At 38.9% G+C, this 12,892-nt stretch carries 11 protein-coding genes and 1 pseudogene; all 12 read left to right on the top strand.

Annotation, left to right across the window (positions count from 1 at the left end; all coding sequences use genetic code 11):
* Positions 1-560 (top strand): annotated as a pseudogene (locus DWW33_RS15120) (T7SS effector LXG polymorphic toxin); the annotation flags it as partial.
* Positions 561-574: 14 nt separating this feature from the next.
* Complete coding sequence (locus DWW33_RS15125; protein WP_117699367.1) at positions 575-865, top strand: hypothetical protein; 291 nt, start codon at positions 575-577, stop codon at positions 863-865.
* A gap of 843 nt (positions 866-1,708) precedes the next feature.
* Entirely contained in the window at positions 1,709-2,146 is a 438-nt protein-coding gene (locus DWW33_RS15135) for a hypothetical protein (RefSeq protein ID WP_117842355.1), read from the top strand.
* A 53-nt stretch (positions 2,147-2,199) separates the two neighbouring features.
* Positions 2,200-2,457, top strand: a complete 258-nt coding sequence (locus DWW33_RS15140; RefSeq protein ID WP_117699196.1) for a hypothetical protein — start codon at positions 2,200-2,202, stop codon at positions 2,455-2,457.
* A gap of 651 nt (positions 2,458-3,108) precedes the next feature.
* Positions 3,109-5,577 (top strand): hypothetical protein, encoded by a 2,469-nt coding sequence (locus DWW33_RS15145; RefSeq protein ID WP_117699195.1) that lies wholly within the window; start codon positions 3,109-3,111, stop codon positions 5,575-5,577.
* 19 nt (positions 5,578-5,596) lie between these two features.
* On the top strand, positions 5,597-5,899 hold the full coding sequence (locus DWW33_RS15150; RefSeq protein WP_158552129.1) for a WXG100 family type VII secretion target: 303 nt from the start codon (positions 5,597-5,599) through the stop codon (positions 5,897-5,899).
* 85 nt (positions 5,900-5,984) lie between these two features.
* Positions 5,985-6,404 (top strand): type VII secretion EssA family protein, encoded by a 420-nt coding sequence (locus tag DWW33_RS15155; protein ID WP_117842353.1) that lies wholly within the window; start codon positions 5,985-5,987, stop codon positions 6,402-6,404.
* Entirely contained in the window at positions 6,373-6,603 is a 231-nt protein-coding gene (locus DWW33_RS15160) for a hypothetical protein (protein ID WP_147326062.1), read from the top strand. Before DWW33_RS15155 ends, DWW33_RS15160 begins: the two co-directional genes overlap by 32 nt.
* A gap of 44 nt (positions 6,604-6,647) precedes the next feature.
* On the top strand, positions 6,648-7,736 hold the full coding sequence (locus DWW33_RS15165) for a type VII secretion protein EssB/YukC (RefSeq protein WP_117699191.1): 1,089 nt from the start codon (positions 6,648-6,650) through the stop codon (positions 7,734-7,736).
* 1 nt (position 7,737) lies between these two features.
* A complete protein-coding gene (gene essC / locus DWW33_RS15170) occupies positions 7,738-11,922 on the top strand; it encodes a type VII secretion protein EssC (RefSeq protein WP_117842352.1) in 4,185 nt (1,394 codons plus the stop codon).
* Between the two features lie 26 nt (positions 11,923-11,948).
* Positions 11,949-12,263, top strand: a complete 315-nt coding sequence (locus DWW33_RS15175) for a DUF4176 domain-containing protein (protein ID WP_117699189.1) — start codon at positions 11,949-11,951, stop codon at positions 12,261-12,263.
* A gap of 33 nt (positions 12,264-12,296) precedes the next feature.
* Positions 12,297-12,776: a YwqH-like family protein gene (locus DWW33_RS15180; RefSeq protein WP_117699188.1), complete on the top strand. Its 480-nt coding sequence runs from the start codon at positions 12,297-12,299 to the stop codon at positions 12,774-12,776.
* The last annotated feature ends 116 nt before the right edge of the window (positions 12,777-12,892 follow it).

Genomic DNA, 12,892 nt, shown 5'->3' on the forward strand with positions numbered 1-12,892 from the left:
GCATGACAGAAGCAACCAACAGTCCACTGGCAGGCTTTGTAGTTGGCTCACTAACCGGAATAGCAACATATGGAACGCTCAGTGAGGCAGAGCTGGAAGTAGTAAATAACGTAAAAAGACCGCAGCAGTTGGGAAATGTAGGGGAGAGTGGTAGAAACACAGCAACGACAATAGATTATTCTTATAAATTTGATAGGGAATTAGCCAATTTTAATGATGGTTATGAAATAAGGACAACAGTAGATAAAGATTTAATATTAGTGCAGTATAGTTCTGACGCACCAGATGCATCCTTATGTTACTGGACAACGGTTGATGAAGCAAATGGAATTACAACATTGAATGATTATATGGATAAGTTGGCTTTATCAAAAGATTGGGGAAACAGAAATACTGTAAAAGTTGCGAGAATTCCTGCTGGAACGGAGGTTAAGTATGCTGTAGGAACTGCGAGAGAACAATTATTGATTGCAGACCCTAGACCAGGTGGTGGAGTTCAATATTTATTTAATCAATTTGATACAGATTGGATAACAGAGATTAGAAGTTTTTCAAATTAAAGGAGATTGCTATTATGGATAAAAGACAAGAATTATTAAAAAAATTGGAACTATTAGTACAAGAAATTGATAAAGCCAAGAAAATGGTAGATGATGAAAAAAGTCAATACTTAAATAATTATGAAAATAGAATTGAAGTCGTAATAAAAAAATTACGGGATGGTACATTACCTGCTTCTAAAGGTGGACTTATTGGTACAATGAGAGGGATTTCAGAATATGACAGTTTGGCATCTATAAAAGCGTTGTACGATGCGGCATCTGATGTGGATTTGTTTTATAGCAAAGAATGTCAAAAATGGTAATATATTATTTTAATTATGTCTCCACATAAGGACATCTGAAATCAAAACTGAACATTGTATTTTTAGACTTAAAATGCATTGTTTTCATAGCAATTGGTGCTGTGGAGATGATGTGTTTTTGCATTGAATAGCGGTATTTATATTATAAAAATCGGTCAAAAAAGCGGTAATTTAATTGGACATTTTCATCTTTTTTGCGGTAATTGAAAGGGTTGTAGTTCTGTGTATCCTAATCATTTTATCCAGACCAAAATGTCGGACAAAGTTTTCGTACAATGTAGGAAAGCCTTACAGTATCATTATTTCCGTTGATAAAGAAAAATATGCTTTCCGCAGAACTGATGTTTTGATAAAGCTGGGAAATCTCATATTCGATAGATTTGAGAAAAATGTATTAAAAATTGCCCTTCAATTTCGTTACGAGGTTTCCAGCAAAAAAATCCATTTATCTGTATCCATATCATAAACTATAGGCTTCATTGAGTTTGTTTTCCGTAACTGTCAGATGCTCAATGAAATCCGTAAGAATACCAGTGTTTTCAAGATTTAATTCGTAATTAAGTTTCACTTTCAGATGATTTATGAGCATTAGAGAAATAAAAACGCATAGGTCTCATAAACACAGACAATTACAAATAATACTGACAGTAGTTTCTATTACTGATAATAAAAACCAAATACTTTTAAGTATAATAAGTATTCCTGCATTCATACTGGTAGTAAGAAGGAAATCTTCCAGATACTTTCCCATAAGTGAAGTACCGTAGCCATAATCGGATAATCACTGCTTTTCACTGGTACGATATAATGGTTATAAGTTTGTTGATGAAGGGGGAATTTGGCATGCGGTTAGATAGTAGTTTTTATAATAAATATGTTGAGCTGTTTGACTCATATATGTGTAAAATATTTGGTACAGATATCGAAAAAACAGAAGCAATATGCAGTTTTGAAAACAGAGGTTTTTTTAGATTAGAATACAAGTATTATCCTCATAATTATAGAATTGTGATAGAAAATGATATAACACTATTTGATATATCAATTTTTGATGATGAACAAGCATCTAATTCTTTGCAGCGAATTTGTAAATTTAAAAATCATCTGAGTACAGAATGTATTGAAGAAGCAATTAATTTGCTAAAGGCTGTTTTGTTAAAAAATGAATTTAATTTTTATTTTTATAAAGATGGTAAGTTATACAGGAAGAATGCTGAGGGTATAAAAAGAGTCAAAGACATAAGGGAGTTATTAAATGGAGGAGAAAAGAGTTGTAAGTAAATATTTGGAATATAGAGAAAATGTACTGAAGTAAATTTGGAGGAGTTGATAAAATGCCATTAGAAGAGCAGTTCATTAAAAGAAATGGTGAGTTGCAACAGAAAGTAAAGGAAGAAATAGAAAAAGTAAAAGAGGGACAAAGTGAGAGAAATATAGTTCAGTTGCAAACTATATTGAGTGAACTTCAAACTAGTAGCAGACAGAAAAATATTATTTTGAGTTATCCTCGAATTATAATTGACTCATGGGATTATTCAGATTATTTAGGTATGGAGTTGGTGGAGTTGGCAGAATTATATAAAAAAATATAATCCTTGATATAGAAATATATTATTTGTATAAAAGGATCCGGATATGGGGAAATATCCCTGCGGAAGTTTCTTTGCACAAGCATATGATAGTCAAGATAGAGAAAATTTATTGAGTGGAGAAGGGGCGGATATATATATCAAAAATTGTCTGCGTATAGTAGCCAAAGGATTAGTTAGTAAATTTAGACGGTAAACAGGTACAAGTAGATGTATTAAGAATTGATTTTAATATCACGCCTCCATTTCATTGGAACGCTAAAAATCAAAAGATATGTTAAGTAGGATAATTTTTAAACGCATTGTTTCCATAGCACTTGGTGCTATGGAAGCAATGCGTTTCTTGTAGTTTACGCGAGTAGCAAGATGGCAGATTACACAAAAAAGGAAAAACTGCTTTGATGTTCAGAGAAAACTGTTTCGACTTTTATTCGACCAGATTAAATTAAGTTTAAAATGATATAGAAATTAATCATCTGCTAATTTTAGAAAAAGTATGCTGAAATGCCCGGAAAATAAGGAAAAATGAAAAATCAGGAGAGAAAAAAAGAGGAACAGATAAAGGGAAAATGAGGTCGAATATTTTTGGTTGACATTTACGAAAAAAAGAGAAAAAATCTATACGACAAAGACAAAAGAAAAGGGAGAGAGGATATGAAACGGAAGAAAGTAATAACTGTTCTTTTGTGCATTACGCTGCTGGGAACAAGCGGTTTTACCGGATATCGAATCGGTAAGATAAATGGAAACACTACATTACAGACAGGTAATACAGCAGTAGAAAGAACAGTGGAGTCACAGGGAGTGGCAGTGGTGAATCTGGATACCGGCATATCGGATGGTAATACACAAGTCTATTATGGGGAGCAGATCATAAATTTTCCAAATGATAATTTCATATATACCTCATTAGAAGATGCCAGAAATGGAATAGAAGAAGGGCGATATGGTGCTTATATTATAATTCCATCAGATTTTTCGGAAAATGTTGAAAGCTTAAATACAGTTCCGGCGGCATCGCAGTTACAGTATGCAGTCAGTGAAGATGTATCAGCAGATGCAAGAGAAGAACTTTTAGGTGATGTCCTTCAGTTTGGAGAACAACTGAACAGTCAGATGACATATATGTATCTATGTAACATAATGGATGAATTTCATGCGGCGCAGGATGAATCTGCAATGGTTATGAATAATGACATTACAGATAAAGAAGCAATACAGGGAATACAGGCATCTGATTTGGTAAGCATGGTTCCAGTTCCGGAATTAAAACAGCAGGAAGACACTACAATACCGTTAGATATTTCGGATTATACAGAGGAAAATGCGCAGTTGATTCAGGCAGTAGACAGTGCATATCGGGAAAATCTGTCAGATGCTTCTGCACAGTTAAGTGATTTGCGAACAGCAGGAAATGAACTGGTCAGTTCCTTAAAAGAAATATCAGAAGGCGTAGGAGAAATCAATTTACTTTCGGATGCAGACGGGCAACTTTTATATCGGGATGGGATTCGAAATCTGCAGGATACATTGCTTGCATATAACGGAGAAAAGACTGCTGAACAAAACAGCCGTCTTGCCCAGATTGCACAGATTCAAAATGTGACAGAACAACTGGATACGAATTTGCAGCAATGCATTGAAAACTATAATCAGAGAATTGAAGCAGCAGGAATACAGAACCTGAATTCCTATGGCAGAGAAATGAAGGCTCAGCTGCCGAAACTGCAATGGAAGGAAGCAGAGACAGAAGATGGAACAGTAGCATATGAACTGACCTGCAGTCAGGTAGAAGGAATGGAAGAACCGCCGGTTATTACCATTGCACTGGAACAGAATGCAATTGAAGAAAATGTAAAGAACAAGAATTATATCGACAAAATATTAAAGGCATTTCTGCTGCCGGAAGATTCAGATGGCGGGGACGGAGAAGAGGATAAAACCGGAGAAGACAAAACAGAAGAAGGCAAAACAGAAGAAGGAGAGAAAAACGAACCGGAATCAGGCGAAGGCGAAGATACTGGAGAAGAACCGGAAGCAGCGGTTACGGTAGAAAAAATATTTGAACAGTGTGATGCAGATACAGAAATCATGGAATTTCTGACAGAACAGGGGTATGCCTCTACAAAGGAATTTTTAAAGGCATATCTGGATGGAGAAGTGCCGGTTGCACAGACAGAGACGCAGCTAAAGGTAACGGGAGATGTGGATGCATTGGGAGAATATCTTAAGGCATCACTGGAACAGATTACGACAGAAGATTATACATTACCGGTATTTGAGGGAAGCTGGCAGACCGGGGATGGCAGCAGGATGGGATTTCGTGATTTGCTGAGAGACACCGGGCTTTTATGTGATGCGATGCAGACAGATGTGGCGGCACAGAAGAATGTTGATGTGGATGGCATTACGGGTCTGGTTCAGAGTGGTTGTATACAGCCATTGGCAGACCGCACAGATTTCGTGAAAAAGGAGATAGAAAATAGCCAGAAAGAAGAACAGGATGCAGTTAATTCTTATCAAAGAAGCGTAAATGGATTTCATCCAAGACAGGATACCACAGTGATGAATGACAGCGTGAGCAGCATGAGAGAAAATGCTGCACTTATGCAGCAGGAAATCAACACCAGCAATCAGTCTTATGTGGATTATGCAGATAAATTGTATCAGACTACTTCAGAAAATATATTGACATTGCAGCAGCACATGGAAGAAGCGAAAGAAACTTCCAATCAGGCAGTTACAGATGCATTGGCTTCGGCAAAGGAAGTGAAGAATACTACAAGCAGTCAGAATCAGACGGCATTGGCAGATTTTGCAGCAAAGCTTCCCTATACAAGAGTAGGAAGCATGGAATATACACAGGTATATGAATTTGTGGCACAACCAACGCAGATGCTGCAGGTCAGCGATTACCAGCGTTTAAAGGATGAGGTGGATCATACCGTATCACAGAAAAGTGTTACCGGCAGCAGGGAACAACAGAAGAGTTCACGTTGGGTGGAATATCTTTTATATGGAATATTAGGAATTCTGGCGGTGGGAATATTAGGAAGCTATGCCAGAAGTTATCACAGAAGAATCAAGGAACAGAGCAACCCGTCGAAAGACGTTGCAATATAAAGTAAAGGAGACAAAAGAAATGGCAGATGTAAACAACATCCGGATTAGTCCGGAGCAGATGGAGACAAAGGCAAATGAATTTGATGCAAGATGTGAGGAATTCCAGCAGGTAGTAAGTACCATGCGTAATATGGTTTCTACACTTTGCGATGAATGGGCAGGACAGAGCAGTCAGGCATTTTATGATCAGTTCAGTTCCTTAGAGCCTAGCTTTTCTGCAACTGCAGAATTAATTACATCCATTGCACAGCAGTTACGTGATGTATCTACATCTATGCAGAACATTGACCGTGAAATTGCCGGAAAGATTGGAGTAATGTAATAGAGAATCGGAAAGCCACATCCTGTGACTTTCCGATTCTTCTATCCCTTAAGACCATACTTTTGTCAGAAACAGGAGAAGTAAAGTGACAGATAATTCTAAAATAGAGATTAATCCTTCGGTACTGCAGAACCGGTCGCAGACCTATCAGTCGCTGACGGATGTAAACGGAGCAGATGTATTTACGGATGATTATGAAGAAAAAGTAAAAGATTACCAGCAGAAGGAACAACGCAGCTATGAGGATACAAAGGAACAGGTATTTATAAAGAAAATGGATGAAAATGCCGGAAAAGAAGAGGCTGTAAAAGAACAATTATTTTTAACAACAGGAAGTCAGCAGCTGCAGCAGCAGGCAGAAGTAACCGCATCATTGGATGCGTATTGGATTCCGGCATGCGGAATTCTGCTGGCAGTGGGAATTCTGCTGTTGCTGCAATATCGGAAGAGAAGACAGGGAAGGTGGAAGAAAAATGTTGCTCACACTTACAATTATGAATCGTGAAGGAAGCTGGCAGGAAGATATACAGGTTAATCCACAGCAGAAAATAATAGATACCATGCTTATTTTAAAGGAAGCGGGAAAACTGCCACAGGAAGAGGTACAAGAAATGAAATCTGAACGCAGGGGAAGATTTCTGGACATGAATAAGAACTATGAACAGCAGAGTATTTATGATGGAGATATTCTCTGCATACAGTAGAGGCAGACAGAGGACAGAAGAAAATAAGATACGGGAGAGAAAAGATGGAAGAAAGAATAAAGAAATCAGCATTACAGGCGGAAGGCATATTTGATTATCAGAAATTAATGTATCCGGATACAGGTCTTATTGCAGTGAAAATAGAGGAAGAAGGGGAGGAACTGCTTTTAACCTATAATCTGGAAGCACTGACACCGATGACAGAGATACGAAAAGAAGATATTACCACAAGACTGGCGGTATTGGAAAATATAGAATTACTGGCAGCATGCCGGAAATCATATTACTTTACATTAGAGCCGGAAAATCTTTATTACGACAGGAATCATCTGGTCTATGTAAAACAGAGAGATATCTGCGGGGAAGACAGAGAATATGATGAACAGAAATGGATGGAAGAATATAAAGCACTCATTGGCTATGCATTACAGAAACAGTACAGTTATGCGGATTATGTACAGGGAGGAATGCAGCTTTTAAAGGGTGGCATACTGCAAAAGGTACGGCAGGTGGAATCCGTAGAAGAGCTGGTCAGACTGTTGGAACAGCGTAAGCAGGAGATAGAGACAGAACGGTCTGTGAAAATGATTTTTCTGAACCGAAGACGGTATCGTACATTGCAGGCATCGTTTGTTGTGGTATTGCTGTTGGCAATAGTACTGGCGGTCTATGCATTGGTTGATTTCATCCGTACTGAGCCATATAAGGATGCAGTAATTGCGGCAGAAAATGCCTATATTTCCGCTGATTATGTATCCTGTGTGGATGCTATGCAGGAAATATCGGTAAAAGATATGGATATATATCAGAAATATATTCTTGCCAATTCCTATGTGAGAAGTGAGAATCTGACACAGCAGCAGAAAGAGAATATTATAAGCAATCTTTCTTTAAAGGAGACGCCAGCCAGATTGGAGTACTGGATATATCTTGGAAGAAATGACATTTCAGAGGCAATTGATATTGCCATGCAGCAGTCCGATGATGAAATGCTGCTTTATGCTTATATGAAACAGAAATCCATGATAGAGACAGACAGCAGTCTCAGTGGAGAAGAGAAAACACAGGAGCTGGAGAAAATTGCACAGAAGATGCAGCCATTGATGGAAAAATACGATACCGAGGAAGAATAGCATGAAGAGAAGCTTTCAGAGAACAGAGAATTTTACAATAGACGGAAAAAATGGAAATCTTGGAATTGAAGGATTTCCGGCAAGGCTATGGGTCAGGAATGATGAGGTAACAATAGAAGGTTATGAGAACATATACTGGAACGGAAGGGAAGCCGCCTGTAAAGGAAAGATAAACAATGGAGATGAATTAAGCTTTTCCCGGGGAAAAATTATCTTCCTGGAAAAAAGTGTACAGGTGGAATGCGAAGATACGGTGAATATCAATACCGATGGATTATTGGAACTGGAAGAAAAAGAAATTCCATTTGAAGGATATCCGAAGTATAAACGTTCTCCTCGAATCATTAAAAGAATACCGGATTTGGAAATTAGTCTGACCAGCCCAAAAGAACAGCAGAATGGAAAGAAAGAGAGTCTGGTACAACTTATTGTGCCGCCTCTTGTGATGCTGTGTGTGACAGTAGGAATCAGTATTTTAATGAAGCGTGGTTTATATGTGCTGATGTCAGCAGCAGGCACAGTGATGACAACAATATTTACGGTGGTTAAATATATAACAGACCGTAAGGAAGGTCAGGAGAATAAAAGGCTCCGGGAGAAAACATATCGGGAATATCTGTTAAAGAAAAGAAAGGAAATATATGCAGCATATCAGAATGAAGAAGAGGCAAATCACTATAATTATCCGGAGGTAAAGGAGCTTGCCCGGATGGTTGGGCAGTACAGTCCAAGAATCTATGAGAGAAGCTCTAATGATGATGATTTCCTGAATGTATCTTTGGGACAGGTAATGGCAGATTGTCATTTCCGTATTCGCCTTTCTACGGATGAATTAAAGGATAAACCGGATGAGCTGGAACTGGAAGCACAGGAATTGAAGCGGGAATTTTCAAAGATGAAACAGCCTGTTGTAGTAGATTTAAAGAAAGCACATCTGGGACTGGTGGGAGAGAAAAGCGTTATTCATGAGCAATTGAAATTACTTGTGGCGCAGCTTACTTTTTTTCAGAGTTATCATGACCTTGAAATCGTAACAATTTATAATAACAGATTTGATGCTGATTTCCAGTGGATGCGTTGGTATCCACATTTACGGATACATGCGGTAAATGTAGTGGGAACTGTAAATTCAGAGCGGAAGAGAGACCAGATTCTTGGAAGCCTGCATCAGATGATTAAGAACCGGAAAAACAAATTAGAAGAAAGTAAGAAGGAAAGCCGTTTTCTGCCGCATCTTATATTTATTATAGATGAGCCAAAGTTAATTATGGACCATTCTATTATGGAATATCTGGATAAAGAAGGGGATAACCTTGGATTTTCTATTATTTACACCACAAATATGAGAGCAAATCTGCCTGAGAATATCGGTACAATAGTTATGCTTCATAATTCCGGTCAGGCAACACTTCTGATGGAAGAGAAGGAAGAGAAAAATCTTTCCTTTGAATTGTCAGATACCAGCGGTATAAATTTGGAATGGATGGCAAGAAATTTAAGTACACTGGAGCATATGCAGGGAATCAGTGCACAGATACCGGAGAGTATTACATTTTTTGAAATGTATCAGGTGGAGCATCCGGAGGAACTGGATATTGCAAAACGATGGAAGAAAAATCATGCAGCAAAGTCCCTGGCTGTTCCGCTTGGGGTAAGAGCCAAGGAAGATTATGTCAATCTTAATCTGCATGAAAAAGCCCATGGTCCCCATGGACTTGTAGCAGGAACGACAGGTTCCGGTAAATCGGAAATTATCCAGTCTTATATACTGTCTCTGGCAGTCAATTATCATCCGTATGAGGTGGCATTTTTACTGATTGATTATAAAGGTGGTGGAATGGCAGGATTATTCCGGAATCTGCCGCATCTGCTGGGAACAATCACCAATCTGGATGGAGCACAGAGTATGCGTGCCATGGCATCAATTAAGAGTGAACTGGCAAGAAGACAGAAAATATTCAGCAGCTATGATGTGAATCATATCAATGCATATCATAAGCTGTTCCAGAATGGAGAGGCAAAGGAACCACTGCCGCATTTATTCATTATCAGTGATGAGTTTGCAGAGCTGAAAAAGGAACAGCCGGATTTTATGACGGAACTGGTATCGGCGGCGCGAATCGGACGAAGCCTTGGTGTGCATCTGATACTGGCAACACAGAAACCAACCGGAGTTGTAGATGACCAGATCTGGACAAACTCCAAGTTTAAACTGGCACTTATGGTACAGAATGAGGCAGACAGTAAAGAAATATTAAAGACACCGGATGCCGCCAATATTACAATCCCCGGAAGAGCTTATCTTCAGGTTGGAAATAATGAAATCTATGAATTATTCCAGTCGGCATGGAGTGGAGCTTCTTATGTAAGTGAAAAGGAAGAGGAAAAAGTAGATGACAGAGTTTATCTGGTGAATGACCTTGGACAGGGTGAACTGATAAATGAAGATTTAAGTGATGAACATGCTTCCGGCGGCAATATGATGACGCAGCTGGATGCTACGGTAGATTATATCCACAGAGTATATGAGGCAATGGATACCGTGGAAGTAAAACGGCCGTGGATGCCACCGTTGCCGGAACAGATTGTATCGGACCAGCAGGCAGAGAAAGGAAATGCATTAAATCTGATTGCACGGATTGGAAAGATAGATATTCCGGAAGAACAGCAGCAGGTGGAGTACCAGCTTGATTTTGCCACAGACGGAAATCTCTTATATATTGCTTCCGCAGGTTATGGAAAAACAGCATTTCTTACAACCGTGTTGTTGTCACTGGCAATGCATAACCGGGTAGAGAATCTGAACTTCTATATATTGGATTTTGGAAACAGTGGATTGATTCCATTGAACCGCCTGCATCATACGGCAGACTATATCAGTTTTGATGATACAGAACGATTCCGTAAATTCTGCAATCTTATACAGGCAGAGATAAAACGGCGTAAAAAATTACTGGCAGAACGGATGGTACAGAATTTTGAAGTATACAATCAGGTGGCAGAAAAGACATTAAAAGCAATAGTAATTGCTATTGACAATTATGATGTGGTCAAAGAACTGGGATATGAAGCGGAAGAATTTTTCCAGAAATTATCCAGAGATGGTACCGGACTTGGCATATATATGGCAGCAACAGCAACACGAAGTAATGCCATGAAGTATTCTACATATAACAATTTTAAGAATAAAGTGGCAGGTTATCTTTTCGATGAATCAGACTTGCATGTAATTGTGGGACGAAGTTCTTATTCACAGTCAGAGATAAAGGGACGGACACTTATAAAATACAATGGACTGGTAAGTGTCATGCAGGTCTATGTCATGACTGCATTTACAGATGAACTGGAGTATAACCAGGGTATAGAAGCCTGTATTGAGCAGATAAATGCATGCTATCCGGATACTGTAGCACCGAGAATCCCGGTATTGCCGGATGAGTTAAATATCAGAACATTTATGGAAATGATAAAGAAACAGCATACAGCAGAAGAAAACGCTGCAGAGAAGGCAATCTGGCTGGGACTGAATAAAGAGAGTGTATTGCCGGAATGTATTCCGGCAGGTCTTACAACACCATTTGTAATTCTGGGTGAGACTGCAAGAGGAAAGACGAATGCATTAAAGGTTATTTTAGAACAGATAACAGGAAGAGGAAAAGTATATTTATTAGACTCGAAAGATATGGAACTATATCATTACAGGTCCGGAGATGAGATTCATTATATCGGAGCAGATGGAATAGATGCGTTTCTTATGGAACTGGGGGGACTGGTGACTGCACGAAATCAGCAGCTGCAGCAGAAGATGAAGGAACATCCGGAACAGTTACCACGCCGTCTGGTTCAGGAACTGGATGCATGTTATGTCGTGGTAGATGAGTGGGATGACTTTGTAGAGGCAACGAAATTAAAAGCTGTATTGTTGGCACCGATATTGAGTGGGGCATTGTCCAGTGGAATCCGATTTATTCTTACAGCCAATTCCGGTAAATTAAAAGGATTTGATGAGATTACCAAATTTGCAAAAGCAACTACGGATGGTCTGCTGGTGGGCAACCCTGGTTCTACAGGAATTTTTGGAACAGTTGCAGCAAAGGAATTGCCGCAGTTAAGTGATGGTCTGCTTTTCCATAATGGAGCATATGTGCGTATCCGCATACCGAAATGTGAAGACAGAGAAGAATAAAGAAAAATAAGCAGGAGGATAAAAAGATGGAACAGGAAAATATAGAGTTTTTGCCGTTAGGAAGTATTGTGCAGCTTAAAGGTGGCGTAAAGAAAATTATGATTATAGCAAGAGGTGCATTTGCAGTAGTCAAAGGTGAAAAAAGATATTTTGATTATGGAGCGTGTACCTATCCGGAAGGGGTTATAGGAGATGCACTGTTATATTTTCAGCATAAGGATATTCAGAAAATAGTATATCGCGGTTATGAGGATGAAGACGAGAAGCTGATGCAGGAAAATATTAAAAACAATCTGAGTGTGCTGCAGGAGCAGCTGCTGAAGAAAGAACAGGAAGCATAAGAAGGCGTCGGAGAGATGAGGAGGAAAGGATAAATGTCGAAGACGAAGAAAAGCTCTTCCGGCAGTAAAGGAAGTTCAACAACAAAGAAGAGTACAACCAGTACAGCGGAGATTAATCAGGTAAAACAGCAGTTAAACACAGTAAAGAGCAGTTTGCAGTTAGAAAGCAGCAGTCTGGCTCCCATGGAGGGGACACTTAATACATTAAAGGAACTGAAAACGAGACTTGAGACAGCCATAGATACGCTGAGAAACCAGAAGGATGGTATTGAGGATAAATATACATTAGACAGTGGCTGGCGTGGAGATTTATATAATGCATCAATTTCTGCCTCCAGTGCATTGAAAACAGAATACGGAAATGTCTGTACCAATCTGGGATATGATCTGGATGCACTTTGTGATGAGATTACAAGAAGAGAGAATGAAATCTACAATAAGAATGAGTATATCGGCAAGCTGCAGAGCAGTTGGAACAGTCTTTGCAACTGGCTGGAAAAACATACTAATTAGGAGGGCATCATTATGCTGATAAAATTAGATACCAATGTTTATACATCAAAGGTACATTCTTTTTCGACGGTATCCGGTGAGGTAGAAGGAAAGCAGCTTACAGTTCCGGATTTAAA

This window comes from Roseburia sp. AF15-21 (genome assembly GCF_003479505.1).
Lineage (GTDB): Bacteria > Bacillota > Clostridia > Lachnospirales > Lachnospiraceae > Roseburia_C > Roseburia_C amylophila.

What these genes read in the sequence shown, in the direction of transcription:
- DWW33_RS15125 (WP_117699367.1), top strand. Translation starts at nt 575, where the DNA reads ATGGATAAAAGACAAGAATTATTAAAAAAATTGGAACTATTAGTACAA.
- DWW33_RS15135 (WP_117842355.1), top strand. Translation starts at nt 1,709, where the DNA reads ATGCGGTTAGATAGTAGTTTTTATAATAAATATGTTGAGCTGTTTGAC.
- DWW33_RS15140 (WP_117699196.1), top strand. Translation starts at nt 2,200, where the DNA reads ATGCCATTAGAAGAGCAGTTCATTAAAAGAAATGGTGAGTTGCAACAG.
- DWW33_RS15145 (WP_117699195.1), top strand. Translation starts at nt 3,109, where the DNA reads ATGAAACGGAAGAAAGTAATAACTGTTCTTTTGTGCATTACGCTGCTG.
- DWW33_RS15150 (WP_158552129.1), top strand. Translation starts at nt 5,597, where the DNA reads ATGGCAGATGTAAACAACATCCGGATTAGTCCGGAGCAGATGGAGACA.
- DWW33_RS15160 (WP_147326062.1), top strand. Translation starts at nt 6,373, where the DNA reads ATGTTGCTCACACTTACAATTATGAATCGTGAAGGAAGCTGGCAGGAA.
- DWW33_RS15165 (WP_117699191.1), top strand. Translation starts at nt 6,648, where the DNA reads ATGGAAGAAAGAATAAAGAAATCAGCATTACAGGCGGAAGGCATATTT.
- essC (WP_117842352.1), top strand. Translation starts at nt 7,738, where the DNA reads ATGAAGAGAAGCTTTCAGAGAACAGAGAATTTTACAATAGACGGAAAA.
- DWW33_RS15175 (WP_117699189.1), top strand. Translation starts at nt 11,949, where the DNA reads ATGGAACAGGAAAATATAGAGTTTTTGCCGTTAGGAAGTATTGTGCAG.
- DWW33_RS15180 (WP_117699188.1), top strand. Translation starts at nt 12,297, where the DNA reads ATGTCGAAGACGAAGAAAAGCTCTTCCGGCAGTAAAGGAAGTTCAACA.